General features: G+C 64.3%; 19 protein-coding genes. 9 read left to right on the top strand and 10 right to left on the bottom strand.

Annotated features, from left to right (window positions below):
* The 6 genes from ccmE to ACM43_RS30440 all read left to right on the top strand — a co-directional run bounded on the left by ccmE (position 1) and on the right by ACM43_RS30440 (position 7,220).
* Complete coding sequence (gene ccmE / locus ACM43_RS30465; protein ID WP_157282474.1) at positions 1-540, top strand: cytochrome c maturation protein CcmE; 540 nt, start codon at positions 1-3, stop codon at positions 538-540.
* Entirely contained in the window at positions 537-2,519 is a 1,983-nt protein-coding gene (locus tag ACM43_RS30460; protein WP_271545197.1) for a heme lyase CcmF/NrfE family subunit, read from the top strand. The genes ccmE and ACM43_RS30460 overlap by 4 nt, the downstream gene beginning before the upstream one ends.
* 4 nt (positions 2,520-2,523) lie before the next feature.
* Complete coding sequence (locus ACM43_RS30455) at positions 2,524-3,006, top strand: cytochrome c-type biogenesis protein (protein WP_271545196.1); 483 nt, start codon at positions 2,524-2,526, stop codon at positions 3,004-3,006.
* Positions 3,007-3,118: 112 nt separating this feature from the next.
* A complete protein-coding gene (locus tag ACM43_RS30450) occupies positions 3,119-4,462 on the top strand; it encodes a methyl-accepting chemotaxis protein (protein WP_271545195.1) in 1,344 nt (447 codons plus the stop codon).
* Between the two features lie 221 nt (positions 4,463-4,683).
* The gene (locus tag ACM43_RS30445) at positions 4,684-6,264 is read left to right on the top strand and encodes a Do family serine endopeptidase (RefSeq protein ID WP_271545194.1); all 1,581 of its coding nucleotides are present in this window, start codon (positions 4,684-4,686) and stop codon (positions 6,262-6,264) included.
* Between the two features lie 275 nt (positions 6,265-6,539).
* A complete protein-coding gene (locus ACM43_RS30440; protein ID WP_036035209.1) occupies positions 6,540-7,220 on the top strand; it encodes a response regulator transcription factor in 681 nt (226 codons plus the stop codon).
* Positions 7,221-7,253: 33 nt separating this feature from the next.
* Here ACM43_RS30440 and ACM43_RS30435 read toward each other — a convergent pair whose 3' ends face one another.
* The 3 genes from ACM43_RS30435 to ACM43_RS30425 form a co-directional block, all read right to left on the bottom strand.
* Positions 7,254-9,071, bottom strand: a complete 1,818-nt coding sequence (locus ACM43_RS30435; protein ID WP_271545193.1) for an AAA family ATPase — start codon at positions 9,069-9,071, stop codon at positions 7,254-7,256.
* Between the two features lie 110 nt (positions 9,072-9,181).
* Positions 9,182-9,832 carry a DarT1-associated NADAR antitoxin family protein gene (locus ACM43_RS30430; RefSeq protein WP_271545192.1) on the bottom strand — a complete coding sequence of 217 codons (651 nt, stop codon included), beginning with the start codon at positions 9,830-9,832 and terminating at the stop codon, positions 9,182-9,184.
* Positions 9,833-9,852: 20 nt separating this feature from the next.
* Positions 9,853-10,389 (bottom strand): DarT ssDNA thymidine ADP-ribosyltransferase family protein, encoded by a 537-nt coding sequence (locus ACM43_RS30425; protein WP_271545191.1) that lies wholly within the window; start codon positions 10,387-10,389, stop codon positions 9,853-9,855.
* Positions 10,390-10,561: 172 nt separating this feature from the next.
* Here ACM43_RS30425 and ACM43_RS30420 point away from each other — a divergent pair, with 172 nt between their 5' ends.
* Both ACM43_RS30420 and ACM43_RS30415 read left to right on the top strand, forming a co-directional pair.
* Positions 10,562-12,022, top strand: a complete 1,461-nt coding sequence (locus tag ACM43_RS30420; protein ID WP_271545190.1) for a sensor histidine kinase — start codon at positions 10,562-10,564, stop codon at positions 12,020-12,022.
* Entirely contained in the window at positions 12,019-14,988 is a 2,970-nt protein-coding gene (locus tag ACM43_RS30415; RefSeq protein WP_271545189.1) for a bifunctional [glutamine synthetase] adenylyltransferase/[glutamine synthetase]-adenylyl-L-tyrosine phosphorylase, read from the top strand. Before ACM43_RS30420 ends, ACM43_RS30415 begins: the two co-directional genes overlap by 4 nt.
* Here ACM43_RS30415 and ACM43_RS30410 read toward each other — a convergent pair.
* The 5 genes from ACM43_RS30410 to ACM43_RS30390 are packed head-to-tail and all read right to left on the bottom strand — an operon-like array spanning position 14,963 to position 20,930.
* A complete protein-coding gene (locus ACM43_RS30410; RefSeq protein ID WP_271545188.1) occupies positions 14,963-15,196 on the bottom strand; it encodes a formate dehydrogenase subunit delta in 234 nt (77 codons plus the stop codon). The genes ACM43_RS30415 and ACM43_RS30410 overlap by 26 nt on opposite strands.
* A complete protein-coding gene (gene fdhD / locus ACM43_RS30405) occupies positions 15,186-16,013 on the bottom strand; it encodes a formate dehydrogenase accessory sulfurtransferase FdhD (protein WP_157282480.1) in 828 nt (275 codons plus the stop codon). Before fdhD ends, ACM43_RS30410 begins: the two co-directional genes overlap by 11 nt.
* A gap of 3 nt (positions 16,014-16,016) precedes the next feature.
* A complete protein-coding gene (fdhF, locus tag ACM43_RS30400; protein WP_271545187.1) occupies positions 16,017-18,890 on the bottom strand; it encodes a formate dehydrogenase subunit alpha in 2,874 nt (957 codons plus the stop codon).
* A gap of 10 nt (positions 18,891-18,900) precedes the next feature.
* A complete protein-coding gene (locus ACM43_RS30395; protein ID WP_271545186.1) occupies positions 18,901-20,457 on the bottom strand; it encodes a formate dehydrogenase beta subunit in 1,557 nt (518 codons plus the stop codon).
* The gene (locus ACM43_RS30390; RefSeq protein WP_271545185.1) at positions 20,454-20,930 is read right to left on the bottom strand and encodes a formate dehydrogenase subunit gamma; all 477 of its coding nucleotides are present in this window, start codon (positions 20,928-20,930) and stop codon (positions 20,454-20,456) included. The genes ACM43_RS30395 and ACM43_RS30390 overlap by 4 nt, the downstream gene beginning before the upstream one ends.
* Positions 20,931-21,155: 225 nt before the next feature.
* On the opposite strand from ACM43_RS30390, the gene ACM43_RS30385 reads away from it, so the two are divergent.
* On the top strand, positions 21,156-22,049 hold the full coding sequence (locus ACM43_RS30385; RefSeq protein WP_157282484.1) for a LysR family transcriptional regulator: 894 nt from the start codon (positions 21,156-21,158) through the stop codon (positions 22,047-22,049).
* 175 nt (positions 22,050-22,224) lie between these two features.
* Here the strand turns inward: ACM43_RS30385 and ACM43_RS30380 are convergent, their stop codons facing one another.
* A complete protein-coding gene (locus ACM43_RS30380; protein ID WP_271545184.1) occupies positions 22,225-24,555 on the bottom strand; it encodes a PAS domain-containing sensor histidine kinase in 2,331 nt (776 codons plus the stop codon).
* A 226-nt stretch (positions 24,556-24,781) separates the two neighbouring features.
* Entirely contained in the window at positions 24,782-26,155 is a 1,374-nt protein-coding gene (locus ACM43_RS30375; protein WP_271545183.1) for a cation-efflux pump, read from the bottom strand.
* Positions 26,156-26,242 lie beyond the last annotated feature (87 nt).

The raw sequence follows: 26,242 nt of genomic DNA, 5'->3' as shown, positions 1-26,242 counted from the left end.
ATGACGCGCAAGCAACGACGTATGACCATCATCGGCGGATCGCTCGCCGTGCTCGCGCTCGCGGCCGCGCTGGTGCTCAACGCGCTGCGCGACTCCATCGTGTTCTTCTCGACCCCGACCATGGTCGCCGAGAAGCATGTCGAGCCCGGCAAGCGGTTTCGCCTCGGCGGCTTGGTGCAGCCCGGCTCGCTCCAGCGCGGCGACAATCTCGCGGTGACGTTCGAGGTCGCCGACGGCAACGCCAAGCTGCCGGTCGCCTTCAAAGGCATTCTGCCCGACCTATTTCGCGAAGGGCAGGGCGTCGTCGCGGAAGGCGCACTCGATGCCAACGGCGTGTTCAAGGCCGATACCGTCCTTGCCAAGCACGACGAGACCTACATGCCCAAGGACGTCGCCGATGCCCTGAAGAAGCAGGGGCACTGGAAGGACGATTACGGTGCCCAAGGCTCCGGCGCCCAAGGCTCCGGTACCCAAGCCTCCGGTGCCGCCAAACCCGCGGCGACGACCGCGCAAGGCAATCCGCAGGGAGCGGTGCGGTGATCGCGGAATCAGGACATTACGCGCTGGTGCTGGCGCTCGCCCTCGCACTGATCCAGTCCGCGGTGCCGCTGATCGGCGCGCGCCTTGGCGACGCCGCCCTGATGAACGTGGCGCGCTCGACCGCACTGGCTCAGTTGCTGTTCGTCGGCGCCTCATTCACGGCGCTGGTGATGCTGCACGTGAACTCGGATTTCTCCGTCGCTAACGTCTACGAGAATTCCCACTCGATGAAGCCGCTGCTCTACAAGATCACGGGCGTCTGGGGAAACCATGAAGGCTCGATGCTGCTGTGGGTGTTGATCCTCGCGCTGTTCGGCGGCTTGGTCGCAAGCTTCGGCAACAATCTGCCGCTCTCGCTGCGCGCGCATGTGCTGGCTGTGCAGGCCTGGGTCGCCAGCGCGTTCTACCTCTTCATCCTGATGACATCGAACCCGTTCCTGCGCATCGCGAGCCCCCCGATCGAGGGACGCGATCTCAATCCCGTGCTTCAGGACATCGGTCTCGCCGTGCATCCGCCGATGCTCTATCTCGGCTATGTCGGCTTTTCGATCTCGTTCTCATTCGCGATCGCGGCCCTGATGGAGGGACGGATCGATGCGGCCTGGGCGCGCTGGGTGCGGCCCTGGACGCTGGTCGCCTGGATCTTCCTGACCCTCGGCATCGCCATGGGCTCGTATTGGGCCTATTACGAGCTCGGCTGGGGCGGCTGGTGGTTCTGGGATCCGGTGGAGAACGCTTCGCTGATGCCCTGGCTCGCCGGCACCGCGCTCATGCATTCGGCGCTGGTGATGGAGAAGCGCAACGCGCTGAAGGTCTGGACTATCCTGCTCTCGATCCTGACCTTCTCGCTGTCGCTGCTCGGTACCTTCCTGGTTCGCTCGGGCGTCATCACCTCGGTGCACGCCTTCGCCACCGATCCGACCCGCGGCGTGTTCATTTTGCTGATCCTCTGCCTGTTCATCGGCGGCAGCCTGGCGCTGTTCGCGGGCCGCGCCACCTCGCTGAAGCAGGGCGGCCTGTTCGCACCGATCTCGCGCGAGGGCGCGCTGGTGCTTAACAATCTGCTGCTCACGGTGGCCTGCGCCGTGGTGCTGTTCGGCACGCTCTATCCGCTCGCGATGGAGATGCTCGCCGATTTCAAGATGTCGGTCGGCGCCCCCTTCTACAATCTGAGCTTCGCGCCGCTGTTCGCGCTGTTGCTGCTCGCGGTGCCGTTCGGGCCGATGCTGGCGTGGAAGCGCGGCGACCTGCTCGGCGTGATGCAGCGTCTGCTCGCCGCCGGCGTCGCCGGGCTGGTCGTGGTCGCCATCGTCTGGGCCTGGGTGCGGGGCGGCAGCGCGCTGGCGCCGCTCGCGATCGGGCTCGGCGTCTTCGTCATCGCCGGCGCGGTCACCGATCTGGTCGAACGGACGGGCCTGGTGCGCCTGCCGTTCGCAACGGTGCTGCACCGGGCGCGCGGCCTGCCGCGCTCGGCGTGGGGCACCGCGTTCGCGCATGCCGGCCTCGGCGTTGCGCTGATCGGGATCGTCTGCGAGACCACCTGGAACAGCGAATACATCGCGACTATGAAACCGAACGAGACTGCCCATGTCGCCGGCTACGATCTGAAGCTCGACGGGCTGTTTCAACGCCAGGGCCCGAACTACCGCGAGATGATTGCCGAGTTCAAGATCAGCCGCGATGGCGAGGCGGTCACGGTGATGACGCCGTCCAAGCGCAGCTTCACCACGCGCGGCTCGTCGACCACCGAAGCGGCGCTGCTGACGCGCGGGGCGAGCCAGCTCTACGTCTCGCTCGGCGACGCCACCGCCGAAGGCGCCATCGCCGTGCGCATCTATCACAAGCCGCTGGTTCTCCTGATCTGGTGGGGGCCGGTGCTGATGGCGCTCGGCGGCGTGCTCTCGCTCTCCGACCGCCGCCTGCGGGTCGGCGCGCCGAAGCCGGCGCGGGCCAAGCAGCGCCTCCAGCCCGCGGAATGATCCGATGCGCCGGATGATGGCCGCCTTCGTCGCCTTGCTGCTGCTGGCGTTGCCGGCGGCCCACGCTGTCCAGCCCGACGAGATCATGCCGGATCCGGTGAAGGAATCGCGCGCGCGCGAATTGTCGCGCGAGCTTCGCTGCATGGTTTGCCAGAATCAGTCGATCGACGATTCCGATGCGCCGCTGGCACGCGATCTCAGGCTGCTGGTGCGCGAGCGCATCGCGGCCGGCGACAGCAATTCGCAGGTGCTCGATTTCCTGGTGGCGCGCTACGGCGAGTTCGTGTTGCTCAAGCCGCGCTTCGAGCTGCAGACCCTGCTGCTGTGGCTGCTCGGGCCGGTGCTGCTGATCGGCGGCGGCCTGGCGCTGTGGCTGCAGATCCGCCGCCGCTCGGGAAGGGGTGCCGACGTACCGCCTCCGCCGCTCACGGCGGAGGAGAAGGCGCGGCTTGCGGCCTTGATGTCGGACGAACCCAAATCGCCCTGAAGCCGTCTACGTCGTGCCACGCAGTGCGCGGCAACGGCTGCGTGGTTCATGCTAAATTGACCTTTGTCTGGAAGCTTGTCGCGAGATTTGATTCCAGCTCCTGAGTCCCCCGATGTTCGCGAACAGCAATCTGACGATCCGCTTCCTGGTCGGCGCCGTCGTCGCTGCGTTATTGTTCCTCCTTGGCATCGGCGGCAGCACCGGCTTCATCGCGGTGCTCTATCTCAACAACGAGATCACCAGCCTCTCTGCGAACTTCGCCGCGCTGAGCGGCCCGGCGCGCGACCATGCCATGCAGACCTACCAGCAGGCGCAGACCGCGTTTTCTTATTTCCTGCTCGCCTGCGGCGTGATCGCCGTCGTCGCTTTCGCGATCTGCTTCACGACCTGGTTCGCCGTGCGCAACGGCATCCTCAATCCCCTCGCGGCCATCGTGCATGCCATGCGCGAGGTCGCCGACCAGAAGTTCGAGACATCAGTTCCGGGGCTCGGTCGCACCAACGAGATCGGCCTGCTCGCCGGTGCGCTGGAGGTGTTCAAGACCAACGGCATCGAGCGGCGCCGCCTCTCCGAGCAGCAGCTGCATGAAGCGCAGCATCAGGCCGAGCGTTCGAAATTCCTCGATAACAGGATCAAGCGCTTCAACGATCTCGTCGCCAGTGTCGTCGCCAGCGTGGCGTCATCGGCCGTGCATCTGAAGACCAACGCGGAGACGTTGTCGCGGACCGCCAACGACACCAGCACCAAGGCCAATGCGGTCGCGAGCGCGGCGAGCCAGGCCAGCGCCAGCGTGCAGACGGTTGCAGGGTCCGCCGAGGCGATGACGAACTCCATCGGCACGATCAGCCGCCGCGTCACGGACGCGACCCAGCGCGCCGAAGGCGCTGCAAGCCAAGCGGAGAAGAGCCGCGATACCATTCACACGCTGTCGGATGCCGCCGAAAAGATCGGCGCGGTCGTCCAGCTCGTCCAGGCGATCGCATCGCAGACCAATCTCCTGGCGCTCAACGCCACCATCGAGGCGGCACGGGCCGGCGAAGCGGGCAAGGGGTTTGCGGTGGTCGCCTCGGAAGTGAAGAACCTGGCGCATCAGACCAGCAAGGCGACGGAGGAGATCACCTCGCAGGTCGCCAGCATTCAAGGCATCACCGCGGAGACCCGCGGCGCGATCGACGGCATTTCCAGGACGCTGTCGGAGATCTCGTCGATCATGTCGGGCATCGAGGTCGACACCGCCCAGCAGCGCAACGCCACACAGGAGATCACGCGCAGCGCCCAGGATGCCGCGCGCGGAACCCTCGACGTCTCCAACCATATCGTCCAGATTACCTCCACCTCGGCCGAGACCGGCCGCATGGCGGCCGAAGCCAGGGATTCGGCCGTCGATCTGTCGCGGCAGGCCGAGACCTTGAAGCGCGAAGTCGACGAGTTCATCGTCAGTGTCAGGGCGAGCTGAGGGGCCAGAATTCGCGCCTGCCGTCTGGTCGGGGGAACTCGATTAAGTTCCTGTAAGGCCACGATTTTTGGCCTGTGCTGAACTGCCGCATCCGCCTCGAGGCATCATTACAAAAGTTTAACCCCGCCGCCAGCGCGCGGTAAGGCGGGAGTCCCCATCTTCAGGTTCGCAAGGTGCCGCATCCGGCACCAACAGGAATTCAGGGCTCTGGAGATTTCCGCATGAACGATCGTATCGACCTTTCGAACCTCCCGTCCTACCGGCAGCCGCGCCGGTCGGTGTTTTCCGCGCGCAAGCTCGCGCTGATGGCTTCGGTCGTCGCCGGTCTCGGCGCGGCCGTCTATGGCTTCAGCCCGTCGACCTCGCCGGCCGACCTGTTCTCCAGCCCGGCGCATGCGCAGGTCAACAACGAGGTTCGCAAGGTCGAGCGTCCGGTCGGATTCGCCGACGTCGTCGAGCGCGTGAAGCCTTCGGTGATCTCGGTCAAGGTCAACATGAAGGAGAAGACCGCGAGCAATGACGACGGCGACGATTCCTCCTCGCCGTTCCAGCCGGGCTCGCCGATGGAGCGCTTCTTCCGCCGCTTCGGTGGTCCGGATGGTTTGCCCCCCGGCCTGAAGGGCGGCCGTGGCCGCGTCGTGCAGGGGCAGGGCTCCGGCTTCTTCATCTCGGCTGACGGCTATGCCGTGACCAACAACCACGTGGTCGATGGTGCCGACAAGGTCGAGGTCACCACCGACGACGGCAAGACCTACACCGCCAAGGTGATCGGCACCGACCAGCGCACCGACCTCGCGCTGATCAAGGTCGAAGGCAGCACAAACTTCCCATTCGCCAAGCTCGCCGACAGCAAACCGCGGATCGGCGACTGGGTGCTCGCGGTCGGCAATCCCTTCGGTCTCGGCGGCACCGTGACCGCGGGCATCGTCTCGGCGAGCGGCCGCGACATCGGCAACGGCCCATATGACGATTTCATCCAGATCGACGCGCCCGTGAACAAGGGTAATTCCGGCGGTCCGGCCTTCGACACAAACGGCGAGGTGATGGGCGTCAACACCGCGATCTACTCGCCCTCCGGCGGTAGCGTCGGCATCGCGTTCTCGATCCCGGCCAACACCGTCAAGAGCGTGGTTGCGCAGCTCAAGGACAAGGGCTCGGTCAGCCGCGGCTGGATCGGCGTACAGATCCAGCCCGTAACCTCCGACATCGCCGACAGCCTCGGCATGAAGAAGGCCGAAGGCGCGCTGGTGGCGGAGCCGCAGGCGAACGGTCCGGCGGCGAAGGCCGGCATCGAGTCCGGTGACGTGATCACCGCGGTGAACGGTGAACCCGTCAAGGATGCCCGCGAGCTCGCCCGCACCATCGGCGGTATGGCGCCCGGCGCGTCCGTGAAGCTCAACGTGCTGCACAAGGGCCAGGACAAGGTCGTCAACCTCACCCTCGGCCAGTTGCCGAATACGGTCGAGGCCAAGGCCGACTTGGACAAGGACAGCGGCAAGGGCGCCAGCAAGGGGACGGACGTACCGAAGCTCGGCATGACCGTTGCGCCCGCCAATTCCGTGGCCGGTGCCGGCAAGGAAGGCGTCGTGGTCACCGAGGTCGATCCGAAGAGCGCGGCGGCCGAACGCGGCTTCAAGGAAGGTGACGTGATCCTCGAGGTCGGCGGCAAGAGCGTGGCGACCGCCGGCGAAGTCCGCGACGCCATCAACGCGGCGCGGACCGACAACAAGAACAGCGTCCTGATGCGCGTGAAGAGCGGCGGCCAGTCGCGCTTCGTCGCGGTGCCCATCGCCAAGGGCTGAGGCCTTCAGGAGGCCTACGAGATGAAGGGTACCGCCGGCATCAGTCGCCCCCGCCGCCGGTGCCCTTCGGGGAAGCAGCGCAACGCTGGCTTCCCTCATCTACCTTCCGGTGGAATTACGCCCCCCTCCGTCGGAAGGCCTAGGGCGGTGAGGTCCCCCCAGCCTCACCGCCCGCCTTTTTCCCGCTTCGAGCCTCTCCTGCTCGGCTTGCATGCGGTTGCCGCTCGCGCCATGTTTAGAGAAGGTTGACCTCCTTGACCGCCGCCGAACGCACGATGCGCCTCCTCATCATCGAAGACGACCGCGAATCCGCCGACTACCTCGCCAAGGCGTTTCGCGAAGTCGGACACATCGCCGACCACGCCGCCGACGGCGAGGAAGGCCTCGCCATGGCCGAGAACGGCGAATACGACGTGCTGGTGGTCGACCGCATGCTGCCCAAGCGCGACGGCCTGTCGCTGATCGGCGCATTGCGCGACAAGGGCAATACGACGCCGGTGCTGATTCTCTCCGCGCTCGGGCAGGTCGATGACCGCATCAAGGGTCTGCGCGCCGGCGGCGACGATTATCTGCCGAAACCCTATTCCTTCGCCGAGCTGCTGGCCCGCGTCGAAGTGCTGTCGCGCCGCCGCGGCGGTCCCGCCGAGGAGACGCTTTATCGCGTCGGCGATCTCGAGCTCGACCGGCTCTCGCATCGCGTCGCCCGCGGCAAGGACGAGCTGACGCTGCAGCCGCGCGAATTCCGCCTGCTCGAATACCTCATGAAGCACGCCGGCCAGGTGGTGACGCGGACCATGCTGCTGGAGAACGTCTGGGACTATCATTTCGATCCGCAGACCAACGTCATCGACGTGCACATCTCGCGGCTGCGCTCCAAGATCGACAAGGGCTTCGAGCGCCCGCTGCTGCACACGATCCGCGGCGCGGGGTACATGATCCGTGACGGCATCAGATAGATTAAGGGCGAATCGAACGGGTACATGATCACCTCATCTGCCGTTTGTCGCCTTGTGAGTAAGTGATCTAACGTATTCTAGGAGCGAGGAAAGTTGGTCCGGCTTATTCGCCAAGAGCCACTCCGTGAGCATTATGGAGTGGGTGGTTTTTCGATACTCAACCCTGGCATCAGACAGGGCATTGAAGAGATCGTGTAGTAACTTCGGAGCATCGACAAGCACCTCCCACCGATCAGCCTCTCCGAGTGGGCGATCCAAGTAATTTCGATCAGCCTGGTGCTGTTCGATCCATTCGACGGCACTAATAACAGGCGGGGCTCCCACGAGTTCGGTGACAACCGCGGTGATAGCATCGGGATCGACTAGATAATTTTCGTAAGTTCGGCGTGGTAGGAACTTCGCCTTGCCGCGAGATGCTCGATCCAGATCTTCCATTTCCTTTTGAGTGCGCTCTTCTCGATCAAGAGAAAATGCCAGGGCGGGCGGTAAGAGGGCGCTGCCAAGGCTCAGCTTTTCGTACACTTCCCAGGCGAGCTTCGCTCTGGGCCGGCTTCCCGTCAGATCATCCGTGGCAACCACGGATGCGATAGACAGCGCCGGCGAGGCAAGGCCCAAGTGTTCCAATAGGAGCGGAAAGCAGCGTTCCTCAGTGGGGCCTTCGACCCATAGGATCTGATCGGCACCGAAGACGTCCGATAGGCTGACGCCGAGATCAGATAGCAGCTTTCGCTGATCTAGCAGATTCTTCTGGTCGAGCGTCTGCACGACGGACTGCGTTCCGCGCCACTCGATCAGGTGCACATACTCGGGATCTGCGATCTTTATAAGTTCTGAGGAGTGCGTCGAGATAATGTACTGGTGGTCGAATTGCTTTAGTATCGAGATGAGCTTCTTTGCCGCTCCGGGATGAAGGAAGCTATTTGGCTCATCAATGGCAATAATGCGAGGAAAGCTGGCTGTGACGACCACATATAGCAAGGCGAGTACCTGCCCGACGCCCGTCCCGCTTTCGTTTAGAGATACTGTGATGCCAGCCTTGGATGAGCTAGCATCGGAGTCGCTCATCACAATTTCGATCTCAGCCGTGTTGGCTGAGATCGGTCTCGATCCTACCCAAAAAATACTCGGAAAGATTTCCCTGACGAGTCTCTGAAATCGTTCGTGGGCACTGTGATTCTTTGGCAGTTGAAGCAATACTGAGGCGAGATTGTTAGCGTTCGGCGCGAGTTCGTCATTCTCACTGATCTGGCATTGTGCGACGCTCAGTCGCTCAGCCCTAAAGCCGTAGTAGGATTTACTCAGGAGCAATCCAACAAATCCGGGAAAGTCGTCGTTGCCACCAGAATCTTCCCCCAGAGTCCATCTCTGGCGGTCCGGTTGAGCCTCAATCCGCACAGAGAAGCGACTGCCATTGCCCGCGACTTGAAATAGCTGATGGGAAGGAAATCCTGCGAACCAGCTGCCTTCTGCTGGATGATATAGCCGGAAATTAAGCTCGTGGCTGGCAAAGAAGTTGGACGCGTATTGGAAGCGCTGGGAGCGGTCAACGTGCTCGGGCACAGGCATGAACAGTCGCGATCCGGTAGTCAGGATTTGAAACTCAAGCTCCTGTCCGGTTAGCGAAACACCGTAATCGATTTCTGAAATCGGATTCGGAATGGGCGGGTAGGGGCCGCGCTGGGGTATGCGATGTGACGCATTCCTAAAGGTGTTAGGATTGAGGGCCTCTAAGAGTGCGGTCTTGCCAGAGTTGTTCTGTCCAATCAAAATCGTGAACTTGGGACCGAGCGGGATCCTCTGCGAGTCGAGATGCGATTTATAGTTTCTAATATGCGCGAACGTTAACTTCACAATGTAGCTCCGCACTCCCGGGCCGCGTTAGACCCTTCATTGAGACCGTGGAAACCCTTAGCTATAACTTGGAGATGATCAGTTTCTTCAAGTGGCGAAAAGTCTTCGTATCAGATCGCGGTCGACTGCATCAGCGATCTGAAATTATCGAATGACGATATTGCTTTGTCCAAGAGCTTTCGTTTTTGTAGAGCAATAAAAGCTGCGAACGATCGTGCTTGGCAGTTCAAAGAGCGCTCGGGATTGAATTCTATATCCGTGAAGCCTGCCCACTCATCGCGACGCTCTAGCCATTCGCGATGCGGATAGAGCGCTTTAAAGTAGAGCCAATCGTAGAAGACTGTTGTTGGGGAGGTTGGGAAGTCTTTTCCCTCGAATCTAAAGCCAACTAGCTTGCCAGACGTTTTGAGGCGCTCATCACGTTTCGCTTCCCTGCTATCTTTCCAATAGAGATCTACGTAGGGGCCGCCGTGCTCGAAAACTTTGCTACCTTGGAATGCGCATTCTACTGTTGTCGCTTTGCCCTCCACGTCGACCTTCAAATGGAACGCGCTGAGCTTTCGGCCAACCTCTAGCTCGGATTTGCTTGATATCTCTAGCAGTGGAGCAATTCCAAGATCCGAAGCAGCCCGATGCAATTCGAGAACGTTCTTCTTTTTCTGAGAAGAGGCAAGTCCGGGGTGCCAGTGAAACTGGACTGGAATTTCATGGACGATCTGAGTCCCGGTTATGGATGGGACAAATACGGGTCGTTTAGCCATCGAGAGACCGTTGTTCCAAATTAAAGTCCCTTGAGAATATGCCGAGACTCGATGTTTGTAGGAATGAGGATTTCGTATTTTCGCGCGATCTTAAGCCTGTCCATGATTTTCGCGTCCTTCCAGTCCATCCAAGTATAGATGACCGGTAAGTCGAATTCGTCCAAGCCAATTGTCGGCTCCATTCTCTCCACGCCGTTCTGATTTGACGGTGCGCTTGTAAGCATCACCCCTGGAAGCTTTATCACTTCTGGATCGATTCCCAGATAGATCGGATTGAGCTTTCGGTCACCGGTTCGGGCCACATATTCCATTGGGTGGCTGTCGGTGAGACAAAGGCATACGAATTGATCGGTACCCTTTAAACGATCACTCTCAAGGCTGTTCGCGTCTCCACCAGTGACGACGCGGTCATACAGGCCGCGGGCTTTGAGTTGACTCGTGGACAGAAGGCCATGTTCGCGGATCAGTGGGAGGTTCTTTTTATCCGTAAAGTGATAGAACCGTTTGTGCTGGGTACTGAGCTTTACGATCCTTTCGAGAAAATGATCCAAATCCATGTTTCGAGTGTCTCCAAATGTGTAAAGTGTTACCTTAACGTGTATCTTTGAATTTGTGCAACGTCTGCGTCCGCCGTTACGTGAACGATTTGTCACTTCTGATGCTGTGGAGAAGCGTCTAAATTCTAAAGTATGCACGATGGCAGTGAAATCAGTTACTTAAGAGTGATCCGTGACGGCATTCGGTAAACTTGTCCGCACCACGGCGTTCCGGCTGACGCTGGTCTATCTGCTGCTGTTCGCGATGTTCGCGGCCTCGCTGCTGGCCTATTTCGCCTGGAACACGCGGCGGCTGATCACCGAGGAGATCACGCAGACCGTCAATGCCGAGACCTCGGAGATCAACGAGATCTACGGCCGCGGCGGCATGGTTCGCCTGGTGCGCACGATCGAGTACCGCGCACTGCGGCCGGGCGCCAACCTCTACCTCGTGACCACGCCGACGGGTCAGGCGATTGCCGGCAATGTCGGCTCGCTGGCGCCGGGCGTATTGGCGACGCGCGGCTGGTCGGAGACGGCCTACCGGCGGATCGAGGACAGCGATGACCGCGATCATCGCGCGCTGGTTCGTGTCACCGAATTGGAGAACGGCTTCCGGCTTCTGATCGGCCGCGACCTCGCCGAGCGGCGGCGCCTGTTCGGCATCGTCGCCAAGGCGGCGCAATTTTCGGTCCTGATCGTCGTCGTGCTCGGCCTCGGCGGCGGCATCTTCGTCGCGCGACGGGTGCTGAGGCGCATCGACGCGATGACCGGCACGGCGCAGCGGATCATGACCGGTGATCTCAGCGAGCGCCTGCCCGTAGGGCGCAGCGGCGACGAGATCGATCGTCTCGCCGAGAACCTTAACGCCATGCTGGAGCGGATCGAGGCGCTGATGGCGGGGCTGAAGGAGGTTTCCGACAACATCGCCCACGACCTCAAGACGCCGCTGACACGGCTGCGCAATCGCGCCGAGGAGGCGCTGGCGAGATCGGGCTGCGAGGCGGATTATCGCGCCGCGCTGGAGCGGACCATCGAGGAGTCCGACGGGCTGATCCGGACCTTCAACGCGCTTCTGATGATCGCGCGCGCGGAATCCGGACAGGCGCGCGGTAACATGGACGACTTCGATGCCGCGGAGGTCGCGGAGGGCATCCACGAGCTCTACGAGCCGCTCGCCGAGGACGACGGCATGACCCTGAAGGTCAAGTGCGAGCCGACGCCGGTTCATGCCAATCGCGAGCTGATCAGCCAGGCGCTCGCCAATCTTGTCGAGAACGCGATCAAATACGGCCAGCCCGCGGCACAGCCGGCGGGAACCGTGGTCAGCATGGACGCGCGGCAAATCACGATCGAGGCGAGGCGCGACGGCGACCTGGTGCTGCTCAGCGTCACCGATCGCGGCCCCGGCATCCCCGAAGCCGACCGCAAGCACGTCATCGAGCGATTCGTGCGGCTGGAGGCCAGCCGCACGCTGCCGGGCTCGGGCCTCGGCCTCAGCCTCGCCTCGGCGGTGGCGACGTTGCACGGCGGCGAATTGCGCTTGGGCGATGCCCATCCCGGCCTCGTCGCCACGCTGGTGCTGCCGGCGCGCGCGGGTGCCGGCGACAGGGTTGCTCCGCCAATACCGGATGTGCCACAGAAGGTGGCATGAACCACTCCGCGCCGGGAAACGCGGACAAGCATGGTGAGAGGCTGGCCGCACGCTTCGCGGAGGCTCCCCATATTGCCGCTTCCGCAACCGACGAACCCCGTTTCGAAACCTGGCTGGCCGAGCTCGAGCCGGCACAATCGGCCCGTCTCGAAACGCATCTCGGCCATCCCTTCGCCCGCGAGATCCTGACCGGGATTGCGGAATTCTCGCCCTATCTGTTCGACCTGGTGCGCGCCGATGCCTTGCGCCTGATCCGGCTGCTCGAATGCGATCCGGATGCGCATCTGACGGCGCTGATCGCGGAGGCGCGCAGCGCGGTGCTCGCGGCTTCGGAGGAGGCCGAGGTGATGCGGCTGCTCCGCCGCATGAAGGCTGAGGCTGCGCTCCTGATCGCGCTGTGCGATATCGGCGGTGTCTGGCCGGTGATGCGGGTGACGGCGGCGCTGACCGATGTCGCGGTGTCCTCGGTGCAGGCGGCACTGCAATATCTGCTGCGGCAGGAAGCCGCACGCGGCAAGCTCTCACCGCCCAATCCCGAGGCACCCGAAGAGGGCTGCGGGCTGATCGTGCTCGCGATGGGCAAGATGGGTGCGGGCGAGCTGAACTATTCCAGCGATATCGATCTCATCGTGTTCTTCGATCCCGATGCGACGACCCTCGCGCCCGATATCGAGCCGCAGCCGTTCTTCGTCCGCGTGACGCAAGGCATGGCGCGCATCCTGCAGCAGCGCACCTATGATGGTTACGTCTTCCGCGTCGATTTGCGGCTGCGGCCCGATCCGTCCTCGACGCAGGTGGCGATCTCGCGGGACGCCGCGCTGAACTATTACGAGCGGGAAGGGCGCACGTGGGAGCGCGCCGCGATGATCAAGGCGCGGACCTGTGGCGGCGATTCCAGGGCAGGTGAGGCGTTGCTTGCGGAGATCGCGCCGTTCGTCTGGCGCAAGCATCTCGACTTTGCCGCACTTGCCGACGTCCACGACATGAAGCGGCAGATGCAGACCTATCGCGGCCAGAGCGAGGTTGCGGTCGAGGGCCACAACGTCAAGGTCGGGCGCGGCGGCATTCGCGAGATCGAATTCTTCGCGCAGACCCAGCAATTGATCGCCGGCGGCCGCCATCCCGAATTGCGGGTGCGGCCGACGCTGCGGGCGCTCAACGTGCTCGCCGCCAGCAATTGGATCACCGTGGCGGCGCGGGACGAGCTGGCGACCGCCTACGAATACCTGCGCCGTGTCGAGCATCGCCTGCAGATGATCGCCGACGAGCAGACCCACACGCTGCCGGAGGACAAGCAAGCGGTCGAGCGCTTTGCGTGGTTCTTCGGCTATCGGAATCGCGAGGCGTTTGCGCGCGACCTCTTGCACCAGCTCCAGATCGTGCAGGGCCATTACGAAAAACTGTTCGAGGGCGATGACCCCACCGGCACGGCGAGGCTGCCGGCGCTCGACTACGGTGCGGGCCCCGATGATCCGCGCCTGCTGCAGCACCTCGCGACGCTCGGCTTCAAGAAGCCCGCCGCGGTCGCGCAGACGGTGCGCGACTGGATCACCGGCGACTATCGCGTCTTCCGCGTTGAGGCGACGCGAAGCGCCTTCGTCGAGTTCGTGCCGGCCTTGATCGACGGACTTGCCCACGCCGAAGAGCCGGATCGCGCTGTCGTCTCGTTCGATCATTTCCTCGCCGCGCTTCAGCGCGGCGGCCGGCTGATCACGCTGCTCGGCCAGAACCGCGATCTCGTCGCGCTGGTGGCGCTGGTGCTCGGAGCAGCGCCCCGGCTCGGCGACATGCTGGCGCGGCAGCCCCAGCTGATGGATGGCCTGATCGATCCACGCTTCTTCGGGGCCATGCCCGACAGACAGGAATTGTCGGGGCGGTTAGCTGCCACCGTGCAGGACGCCGGTTCATACGAGGAGTTCCTCGATCGCTTGCGCCTGTTCGGGCAGGAGAGCCTGTTCCTGATTGGCACGCGCATCCTCTCCGGCACCGTCTCCGCGCAGCAGGCGAGCACGGCCTTCGCCGACGTCGCCGAGGGTATCGTCCACACCGTGCACGGCCTGGTTGCCGATCGCTTCGCCGCCCAGCACGGCCGCATCAAGGGGCAGCAGACCGCCATCATCGCGATGGGCCGGCTCGGCAGCCGCGAGATGACGGCCTCGTCCGATCTCGACCTGATCCTGCTCTACGATTTCGACGGCGAGCATCCGGACTCCGATGGAGTGAAATCGCTTCACGGCGCGCACTATTTCGCCCGCTTCACCCAGCGCCTGATCAGCGCCTTCACGACGCGCACCAATTACGGCGTGCTCTATGAGATCGACATGCGGCTGCGTCCCTCGGGACGCGCGGGTCCGGTGGCGTCGAGTCTCGTCTCGTTCGCGGACTACCAGGCCACCGAGGCTTGGACCTGGGAGCACATGGCGCTGACGCGTGCGCGCGTGGTCTCGGCTTCGCCCGAATTCCGGGAGCGGATCGAGCGCGTCATCCGCGATGTCCTGACCCGCCGCCGCGATCCTGCCATCACCGCCAACGACGTCGCCGACATGCGGCGCGCGATCGCGCAGGAGAAGGGCGAGGCGGATTGCTGGGATCTCAAGCATGCCGCCGGCGGCATGGTCGATATCGACTTCATCGCGCAATATCTCCAGCTCGTGCACGCGCATGACAAGCCCGAGATTCTCGACGTCAGCACCATGCAGGTGCTGGAGAATGCCTGCAGGATCGGCGTGCTCGCGCAATCGGAGACGGAGATCCTGCGCGCCGCGGCGCGGCTCTATCACGACTTGACGCAGATTCTGCGGCTCTGCGTCAGCGAGCGCTTCAAGCCTGATACCGCCGGCACCGACCTGCAGCGCGTCATGGCGCGCGCCGGCGACGCGCCGGATTTCTCCTCACTGGAGGCGCGGGTGAAGGAGACGCAGAGCGAGGTGCGGCGCGTGTTCAGGGCGCTGCTGGAAGGGTCATAGCCTGCTTCAGCGCGGTGATGGCCTCGCGCACGTCGGGCTCCAGGCCCGCACCGCCCGCATCGAGATGGGCGAAGATCGCGCGCTTCATGCGGGGATCCCAGAACTTCTTGATGTGCTCGGCAATACCAGGCACGGCCTTGTCACGGCCCTGACTACCAAAGAACTTGCCGATCTGGTTGGCCATGTAAATCAGGCGGTCAGGCGACATCGGCGACCTCCGTGGCATGGCGCGCGACGATCCGGCTACCATGTGAAAATATCTCGAACCCGTCCTGCCGCGCGATGGCGATCAGCGTGATGCCGGCGGCTTCCGCCGTGCGGACCGCGAGGGCGGTGGGCGCGGACACCGCGACCATCACCGGCGCGCCCATCGCGGCGGTCTTCTGTACCATCTCGACCGAGACGCGGCTCGTCAGCAGCACCATGCCGTTGCGCGGCTCGTTGCGGCTGCGCGCCAGGGCGCCAGCGAGCTTGTCGAGCGCATTGTGGCGGCCGACATCCTCGCGCAGCGCGACGATGTTGCCTGTGGGGGACCAGAACGCAGCGGCATGAACGGCGCGGGTCTGCAGATTGATCGATTGCAGCGGCGCGATGGCCTGCATCGCCGCCATGACCTGCTCGGGGGTGAAGGTCTGCCCGTCCGGGACGATCGCCGCGGGCCGCACCGCTTCGGCGATGGACTCGACGCCGCAGATGCCGCAGCCTGTGGGACCTGCGATGTGGCGACGGCGCTGGTTGATGCGCGCGGCATCTTCCGATGCCAGCCACATGCGCAGCTCGATGCCGTCGTCGAGGCGGACCATTTCGAGCGACTTGATGTCGTCGACCGATTTGACGATGCCTTCGCTCACGCTGAAGCCGACCGCAAAATCTTCCAGGTTCTGCGGCGTCCCCATCATGACGGCATAGGTGCCGCCATTATAGGTCAGCGCCAGCGGCGTCTCCTCGGGGACGAACCGCGTTCCTTCGGACGCCGCATTGTTGCGCCAGACGTCTCGATCGATGGCCTGGACCGATACGTGCATGCGCTACTCCGCGGCTTCGGCCGGCACGATGCGGCGGGATTGGCGCGCCTGCGCATCATAGGCCTTCTGCCACTCGGACGGGCCGTTCGAGGGCGAGACCTGCACCGCCGTGACCTTGTATTCGGGGCAGTTGGTCGCCCAGTCCGAATAATCGGTCGTGATGACGTTGGCCTGCGTGTCCGGATGGTGGAAGGTGGTGTAGACGACGCCGGGCGCAACGCGATCGGTGATCTCCGCACGCAGCGTGGTCTCGCCGGCGCGGCTCTTCAGCCGCACCCAGTCGCCGTCGCGCACGCCGCGCTGCTCGGCATCATGCGGGTGGATCTCGAGCCGGTCCTCGGCATGCCAGACCACGTTTTCTGTGCGCCGCGTCTGCGCGCCGACATTGTACTGGCTGAGGATGCGGCCCGTGGTCAGCAACAGGGGATAGCGCGGGCCGGTGCGCTCGTCGGTCGCGACATATTCGGTCACGACGAACTTGCCCTTGCCGCGAACGAAGCCATCGATATGCATCACCGGCGTGCCCTCCGGCGCCTTGTCGTTGCAGGGCCACTGCACCGAGCCGAGCTCATCGAGCTTGGCATAGGAGACGCCGGCGAAGGACGGCGTCAGTGCCGCGATCTCGTCCATGATCTCGGAAGGGTGGCCGTACTTCATGTCGAAGCCCATCGCCTTGGCAAGGCCGATGGTAACCTCCCAGTCGGCCAGGCCGTTCTTCGGCGTCATCACCTTGCGGACGCGCTGGATGCGGCGCTCGGCGTTGGTGAAGGTGCCGTCCTTCTCGAGGAAGCTCGAGCCGGGCAGGAAGACGTGGGCGTAGTTCGCGGTCTCGTTCAGGAACAGGTCGTGGACGATGACGCATTCCATCGCCGACAGTGCCGCGACCACGTGGCTGGTATTGGGGTCGGACTGCAGGATGTCCTCGCCCTGCACATAGATGCCCATGAACGTGCCTTCGACCGCGGCATCAAACATGTTGGGAATGCGCAGGCCCGGCTCGGGGTTGAGCTTGACATTCCAGAGCGCCTCGAACTGGTCGCGCACGGCATCGCCGGAGATGTGGCGGTAGCCGGGCAGCTCGTGCGGGAACGAGCCCATGTCGCAGGAGCCTTGAACGTTATTTTGGCCGCGCAGCGGGTTCACGCCGACGCCGGGGCGGCCGATATTGCCTGTGACCATCGCAAGGTTCGCGATCGCGATCACGGTGGTCGAGCCCTGGCTATGCTCGGTGACGCCGAGGCCGTAATAGATCGCGCCGTTGCCGCCGGTGGCGTAGGTGCGGGCCGCTTCACGCAGATCCTTCGGATCGACGCCGGTGAGGATGGCGGTGGCTTCGGGGCTGTTCTTGGGCCGGGCGACGAAGGCGGCCCATTCCTCGAACTCGCTCCAGTCGCATCGCTCGCGCACGAAGGCTTCGTTGACGAGCCCTTCGGTGACGATGACATGCGCCAGCGCGGTCATGACGGCGACGTTGGTGCCGGGCATCAGGGGCAGGTGCAGCGCCTTCACATGCGGCGATTCCACCATCTCGGTGCGGCGCGGGTCGATCACGATCAGCTTGGCGCCCTGGCGCAGCCGCTTCTTCAAGCGGGACGCGAACACCGGATGGGCGGAAGCCGGATTGGCGCCGATCACGACCACGACGTCGGTGTCCTCGACCGAGTCGAAATCCTGCGTGCCGGCGGAGGTGCCGAAGGTGGTGGCAAGGCCATAGCCGGTCGGCGAATGGCAGACGCGGGCGCAGGTATCGACATTGTTGTTGCCGAAGCCGGCGCGGATCAGCTTCTGCACCAGATAGGTCTCCTCATTGGTGCAGCGCGACGAGGTGATGCCGCCGATGGCATCCCGGCCGTATTTTTGCTGGATGCCGCGCAACCTGGCGGCGGCAAACGTGAACGCTTCGTCCCACGACACCTCGCGCCAGGGATCCTCGATCCGCTCGCGGATCATGGGCTTGAGGATGCGCTCCTTGTGGTTGGTGTAGCCCCAGGCGAAGCGGCCCTTGACGCAGGAATGGCCGCGATTGGCCTTGCCGTCCTTGTAGGGCACCATGCGCACCACTTCCTCGCCGCGCATCTCCGCCTTGAAGGCACAGCCGACGCCGCAATAGGCGCAGGTGGTGACCACGGAATGCTCGGGCTGGCCGATCTGGATCACCGAATTCTCGGTCAGCGTCGCGGTCGGGCAGGCCTGCACGCAGGCGCCGCAGGAGACGCATTCGGAGCCCAGAAAACTCTCGCTCATGCCCGGCGAGACGCGGCTGTCGAAGCCGCGTCCGGAGATGGTCAGCGCGAAGGTGCCTTGCACCTCCTCGCAGGCGCGGACGCAACGCGAGCAGACGATGCACTTGGAGGGATCATAGGTGAAGTACGGGTTGGACTCGTCTTTGGGCATCCAATGGTCGTTGTCGCAGCCGTGGCTCTTGGCGAAGACGTGGTTCTCGCCTTCATAACCATAGCGCACGTCGCGCAAGCCCACCGCGCCCGCCATGTCCTGCAGCTCGCAGTCGCCATTGGCGCCGCAGGTGAGGCAGTCGAGCGGATGGTCGGAGATGTAGAGTTCCATCACGCCCTTGCGCAGCTTTTTGAGCCGCTCGGTCTGGGTGTGCACGACGAGACCGTTCATCACTGGCGTGGTGCAGGAGGCCGGCGTTCCGGCGCGACCCTCGATCTCGACGAGGCAGAGACGGCAGGAGCCGAACGCGTCGACCATGTCGGTTGCGCAGAGCTTCGGGATCTGGTGGCCCGCGTCCATCGCGGCGCGCATGATCGAGGTGCCCTCGGGCACCTTGACCTCTCTGCCGTCGATTGTGAGCGTCACCATCGTCGTGGATTTGGAGCGCGGCGTGCCGTAGTCGACTTCTTCGATCAGAGACATCGTCCTTCTCCTATTCCGCGGCCTGCAGCGTGGTCGGGATGGGTGCGAAATCCTCCCGGAAGTGCTTCAACGCGCTGAGCACGGGGTAGGGCGTGAAGCCGCCGAGCGCGCAGAGCGAGCCGAATTTCATGGTGTTGCAGAGGTCCTCGACCAGCGCGATGTTTTCATTGACGCGCTCGCCGCGCATGATCTTCTCGATGGTCTCGACGCCCCGGGTCGAGCCGATCCGGCACGGCGTGCACTTGCCGCAGGATTCGACGGCGCAGAACTCCATGGCGAAGCGCGCCTGCCTGCGCATGTCGACGCTGTCGTCGAACACGACGATGCCGCCATGGCCGATCAGGCCGTCGCGTGCGGCAAAGGCCTCATAATCGAACGGCGTGTCGAACAGCGCACGGGGGAAATAGGCCCCTAACGGCCCGCCGATCTGCACGGCGCGGACCGGGCGGCCGGTGAAGGTGCCGCCGCCGATGTCGTCGACGAGCTCGCCGAGCGTCACACCGAAGGCGGTCTCGAACAGGCCACCGTAGCGGATGTTGCCCGCGAGTTGGATCGGCATCGTGCCGCGCGAGCGGCCCATGCCGAAATCGGCATAAGCCTTGGCGCCCTCGGCGAGGATGAAGGGGATGGCCGCGAACGACAGCACGTTGTTGATGACGGTGGGCTTGCCGAACAGGCCGTGATGGGCCGGCAGCGGCGGCTTGGCGCGCACGATGCCGCGGCGGCCTTCGAGGCTTTCCAGCAACGAGGTCTCCTCGCCGCAGACATAGGCGCCCGCGCCGACCCGCACCTCGAGATCGAAGGTTTGCTTGGAGCCGCCGATCTTGTCGCCGAGATAGCCGCCGCGCTTCGCGGCCTGGATCGCGACATTCATGGCTTCCACAGCGTGCGGATATTCGCTGCGGATGTAGATGTAGCCCTTGGTCGCGCCGACGGTGAGGCCGGCGATGGTCATGCCTTCGATCACCAGGAAGGGATCGCCTTCCATGATCATGCGGTCGGCAAAGGTGCCGCTGTCGCCCTCGTCGGCGTTGCAGACGATAAACTTGCGGTCGGCCTTCGCCTGCGCGACGGTCTTCCACTTGATCCCGGTCGGGAAGCCGGCACCGCCGCGGCCGCGCAGGCCCGATGCGGTGACTTCGGTGAGGATCGCATCCGAGCCAAGCGACAGAGCCCGTGCGAGGCCCTTGTAGCCGCCATGGCCGCGGTAGTCGTCGAGTGAGCGCGGATCGATCACGCCGCAACGGGCGAAGGTGAGGCGGGTCTGGCGCTTCAGCCAGGGGATCTCGTCGGTGGCCCCTAACCGCAAGAGATGCGGCGTGTTGTTTGCGAGTGCGTTGAGCAGGGAGGGCACATCTGCTTCCGCCACCGGGCCGAAGGCGATGCGTCCCTGCGGCGTTGCGACCTCGACCAGCGGCTCCAGCCAGTACATTCCGCGCGAGCCGGTCCTGACGATCTCGATGGCAACGCCGCGCCTGGCGGCGGCCTGCTCCAGCGCCAGGGCGACCTCGTCGGCACCGACGGCGACCGCGCCGGCGTCACGTGAGACGTAGAAACGCATGCTCATCGCTGCGCCTCCGCAACCAGCGCATCGAGGCGTTTCTGGTCGAGCCGGCCGATCAGGCGGCCGTCGAGCATGGCGGATGGCGCGGTCGCGCACAGGCCGAGGCAGTAGATCGGCTCCAGCGTGACGCGCTCGTCGGGCGTCGTGTTGCCGAACGACACGCCGAGCTTCGCCTCGGCCCGCGCAGCCAGCGTATCGCCGCCGGCAGCCTGGCAGGCCTCGGCGCGGCACAGCTTCAGCACATGGCGGCCGGCGGGCTTGTGGCGGAAATCATGGTAGAAGGTGAAAACGCCGTGCACTTCGGCGCGCGACAAATTGAGCGCCTGCGCCACCATGGGAATCGCCGCCTCCGGCACGTAGCCGAACGCCTCTTGAAGCGCATGCAGGATGACGAGCGTCGCGCCTTCCTGCCCGGCATGTTCGGCGATGATCTCGGCGCCGCGCGTCTCGTTCCAAGGCTCATAAACCGCTGTCATTCCTCGTTCTCAACCAGAGCGTTTCCTTCGCCGCAAACTAGTTGGAATCATTCGCAGATCAATAAAGCTGTCCCGTGCTGCGATTGCGGATTCTGATCGATTTGCAACCGCGATTGATCGATATGGATTGGTAATGAAAGTTGGACCGGCTGCGGGTTTTTACGTGTTGGTGCAGGTCCGGCGTGCTAACTTGCATGCCAAGATAGAATCCGAGGGGACGACCGGTTGATCGACAAGCTTGAACTATTGCTGGCGCTGGCGAAGGAGCGGCATTTCGGCCGCGCGGCCGAGGCCTGCGGCGTGACGCAACCGACGATGTCGACCGGGCTCAAGCAGCTCGAGGAAATTCTCGGCGTGATGCTGGTCCAACGCGGCTCGCGCTTTCAGGGTTTTACGCCGGAAGGCGAGCGGGCGCTCGACTGGGCGCGGCGGATCGTGGGCGATGCCCGCGCGATGCGCGACGAGATCAACGGGCTGAAGCATCAGCTCTCCGGCGAGATCCGCATCGCGGCGGTCCCGACCGTGCTCGGCATGGTCGCCGCGCTGACCACGCCGTTCCGTGCGAAGCATCCGGAGGTGCGCTTCCGCATCCAGTCCACCACCTCGTCCGAGGTGCTGGGCCTGCTCGAAAATCTCGAGGTCGATGCGGGGCTGACCTATATCGAGAACGAGCCGATCGGCAAGGTGCGCACCATCCCGCTCTACAACGAGAGCTATCGCCTGCTCACCGCGCCGGACGCGATGTTCGGCGACCGCGAGACGGTGACCTGGACCGAGGTCGGGCAGGTGCCGCTGTGCCTCTTGACCCCCGACATGCAGAACCGCCGCATCATCGACCGCGCATTGCGATCGGTCGGCGCGGAGGCGACGCCGACGTTGACGTCGAACTCGCTGCTGGTGCTGTTCACGCACGTCAAGACCGGGCGCTGGGCCAGCGTGATGCCGGCCAAGCTCGCCGAGACGCTCGGCCTGTCCGACACCGTCCGCTCGATCCCGATCGTCGACCCCGAAGTCAATTACAGCATCGGCCTGGTGATCCCGCAGCGCGATCCCATGACGCCGCTGATTGCAGCTTTGGTCAATGTCGCGCGCGAAGTCGCGCCCTCGCTGCAGCTGTAGGGGCCTGAGCAAGCGCCTCGTCCTTCGAGACGCCCGCTTCGCGGGCTCCTCAGGATGAGGCTCCATTGCATCGGTGTTTCGTTGAAACTGCTGCCCCGCATTCCGCCCTCATCCTGAGGGCCCGCCGGAGGCGGGCGTCGCGCAGGATGGCCGCAAGCGAGCTTCCCGCCGTGCGTTAGGCCGCAGCCGATATCCCCGATCCCGCCTTCACCGCATCCCGCGGCAGGGTCACGCGCACGACGGTGCCGACCTCGATCTTCGAGCGCAGGCGCATCGAGCCGCCGTGGAGCTGCGCCAGCGAGCGGGCGATGGCAAGGCCGAGGCCCGAGCCGTGATAGGTTTTGGTGAGCTGGCTCTCGACCTGCTCGAAGGGGCGCCCGAGCCGCGCCAGCGAATGCGGTGCGATGCCGATGCCGGTGTCGGCGATCATCAGCACGATCCTGTCGTCGAGCTGCCGGCTGCGCACCACGACGCGTCCGCCGTCCGGCGTGAACTTCACGGCGTTGGAGAGCAGGTTGACGATGATCTGCTTGGTGGCGCGGCGGTCGGCGACGACCGAGATGGATTTTGCGATGTCGGCATCCAGCGTCAGGTGCTTGTCCTGCGCACGGCCGGTGACGACCCGCAAGGATTCGGCGAGCGTCTGCGCGAGGTCGAGCTGTTCCATGTCGAGCTTCATGCGGCCGGCCTCGATTTTGGACATGTCGAGGATGTCGTTGATGACCTCGAGCAGATAATGACCGCTGGTCAGGATGTCCTGGCAATATTCCTGGTACTTCTCGCTGCCGAGCTCGCCGAACATGCCCGACCCCATGATCTCGGAGAAGCCGATGATGGCATTGAGCGGCGTGCGCAGCTCGTGGCTCATATTGGCGAGGAATTTCGACTTGGTCTGGTTGGCTTCCTCGGCGCGGGTCTTCTCGCGCTGGTACTTTTCGGCGAGGTCGGCGAGCTCGACCGCCTGGCGCTCCAGCGCGGCCTGCGAGCGCTTGAGGTCGATGACGGTGGCGCGCAGGCGCAGATCATTGTCGACCAGCTTCTGCTCGTGCTCCTTGATGCGGGTGATGTCGGTGCCGACCGAGACGTAGCCGCCGTCCTTGGTGCGGCGCTCGCTGATGTGCAGCCAGCTGCCGTCATCGAGCTGCGCCTCGAAGGTGCGCGCGCCCGGGCCCTGGGCCGCGGTCTCGTTGTGGCGGGTGCGCACCTCCGGCATGCGGCCGACCTCGAGCACGGTCTCGTAGGAGGTGCCGGGGATGACCGCGGTGTCGGGCAGCTTGTGCAGGCGCTGGAAGTGCGAGTTGCAGAGCACCAGACGGTCGCTCGCATCCCACAGCACGAAGGCCTCCGGAATGGTCTCGATCGCGTCGCGCAGGCGGAGGTCGGCTTCCACGGTCTTTTCGGCGAGGCTCTTCTGCTCGGTGATGTCGACGGCGATCCCGATCAGGTGGACGCTGGAATCGGTCGCCCCGCGGGTCTTCTCGCAGCGGACGCGGAGCCAGATCCAGTGGCCATCGACATGCTGCATGCGGAAGGTCTGGTCGATGTGGTCGATCTTCTCGGAGATGAGCTGGTCGGCGATCGCGAACAGATCGATGTCGTCGGACTTCACCAGCGCGTTGACCTCGCCGAAGGTGAGGAGCTCGTGGCGGCCGTCGAGGCCGAGCATCGAGAACATCGATTGCGACCAGAAGATCCTGCCGCGCGACAGGTCCCAGTCCCACAGCCCGCAACGGCCGCGGTTGAGCGCGGTGTCGATGCGGCCGCGCACCGCGTCGTTGATGAGATCGCCTTCGCGGGCGCGGGTGGACTGCCAGTGGAAGGCGAAGCCCAGGATCAGGACGACGAAGCCTGTGGTCGCCGACAGCGTCACCGAAAGCGCGGCGTCCGAGCCCCAGATCGGCTCGTTGCGCTCCTGGATCACGGTGACGAAGCCGGGCAATGACTTGATCTGCCGCGAGGTCGCCATCGCCGCGTTGCCGCTCGGCAGCGTCATGTCGGCGACGTTGGCGTCGCGCGGCGGTGCCGCGACCAGCTGCGCGGTCGTGATCGCATCGAGCAGGCGGTCGTTGCCGATCGGGTCGCTGTCGACCGGAATGCGAGCGAGGATGCGGCGGTCGATGCCGGCGGAGGTGACGATGACGTGGCGGCCCGAGGCCGTGGCCCAGGACGGAATGAGATCGGGCAGCAGCGTCGGCAGGCTCTCGATGTTCTTGAGCCGCTCCTGCCGAACCGAGGTGAGGCGATCGATGCGCTCGGCGAGTAGGTCGGCGAGGGCCGATATGTCGTGGCGGATCACCAGCCGCTTCTGGCGCGTCTGATCGACCACCTGCACGAAGGCACCAAGGCAGATCGTGATCAGGAAGGCGATGATGAGCGTCGGCACGGCGCGACGAAGCGCTGGCTCCGCGATCAGGAGCCGGTGATAGGCAGGTTTCGCGATCGATTGCGCCAATCCCTTGATCGAATCGGATTGGACGCACGCGCTCGCGGCGTCTGCACGCGACATGCCTTCGGCCCCCTGAAAACCAGCTTGCAACTGAAGTCCGGAAGCAGCCCCACGTCACTTCCGAATCACACCGATTTGAATCCAGTTTTCGCGGGCTGTCGAGAGTCAACGAATCGTTAACGCGAAATTATTCTTATCCAACACGCAGTTTGTGCATCGCGCGTCCGCAAACGCACGGGTGCAACGAGTCCGAAACGAGAACGTGTGACTCGCCGCGCATTCTTCGTCACGCCCGCGGCGGCTCGGCGTGGCTGATGACGCGCTTCACGCTCGGGAACGCGCGCCGCAACGCACGCTCGATCGCGTCGACATGCTCGTGCACCTTGATCACGCTCATCGACGCTGTTGCGCGGCAGTGGAAGTTGACGATCTCGCCGGCGTCGGTGTTGCGGACCCGCACATTGTGGATGTCGTGGATCTCGCTGCCGGCGGCATATTCCGTCAGCGCGGCGGCGATGGTCCGCACCCGGTCCGGCGTGGCATCGACCCCGAACGGAAGTTCCGGTTCCAGCGGCTCGATGTGCACGTCGACCTCGACGTCCTCGCCGAACTCCTCCTGGATGTTGCGCTCCAGCGTGTTGGCGATGTCGTGCGCGGCCTCGAGCTGCATGTTGGCATCGACCTCGAGGTCGATGCTGACGATCAGCTTGACGCCGAGATCGTGCACCGTGACGTGGTGGACGGCGAGGGCGGAATTGCGCGCGATCACCATGATGCGGTCGCGCACGGTCTCGTTGTCGCGCGCGACGGGCACTGCGGCGAAGGTAAGGTCGGCATCGCCGAAAGCCTTGGCGACGGCGGCCTGCGCGTTGCGCTTGATGTCCTCGACCCGGTCGATCGGATAGGTCCGCGGCACCTTCGCGATGGTGTCGATGAACGTGGTCGCTCCGACCATGCGCACGCGCAAGCGTTCGACGTCGATCACGCCGGGCACGCTGCGGATCGCCGCTTTGGCCTTCTCCTGCGCGCCTTCGGGAGCGCGATCGACCAGCGTCTGCACGGTCGAGCCGGCCATGCGCAGGCCGAGCGCTGCGATCATCACGGCAACCGCTGCGGCCGCCGCGGCGTCACCCCACCAGAAGCCGAGCCCAGCCAGGATCAGGCCCACGATCACGGCGCAGGAGCCCATCACGTCCGAGGCGAAATGCAGCGCGTCGGCCGCCAAGGCCTGGCTTCTGGTCTCCCGCGCGGCACGGTGCAGGGCGCGGGCGCGCCAGAGATTGACGGCGATATCGATCACCAGCACCACGAACGGCACGGCCGAGATGGTCGGCGGCGGGGTTCCTTCGCGCAGCCTGCTATAGGCCTCGACCAGGATGCCGCCGGCCAGCACGTAGAGCAGGGCGGTGACGCCGAGCGCGGAGATGCTTTCCAGCTTGCCGTGGCCGTAATGGTGCTCCTCGTCCGCGGGCTTGTCGGACACCCGCACCACCGCCCAGGTGATGATGGTCGCAACCAGGTCGATCAGGGAATGCAGGGCTTCCGAGATCAGCGCCAGCGAGCCGATCGCGATCCCGACCGCGAACTTGGCCGCCGCCATGCCGCCGCTGGCGAAGATCGAGATCGCCGCGACCGAGGTTTTGTCATGCTGGGAGGTCATGGGCGGGGATTTAGCAGCCCCGTGTGGGACATCAAGCGATGATCCACAGGATGTAGTCGCTAGTGAGTTGCAGGAGCGAAGTGATTG

The sequence above is a fragment of the Bradyrhizobium sp. CCBAU 45321 genome, assembly GCF_028128975.1.
GTDB classification, from domain to species: domain Bacteria; phylum Pseudomonadota; class Alphaproteobacteria; order Rhizobiales; family Xanthobacteraceae; genus Bradyrhizobium; species Bradyrhizobium yuanmingense.
Note: the sequence above shows the minus strand (reverse complement) of the source record. Positions and strands in the feature narration are given on the sequence as shown.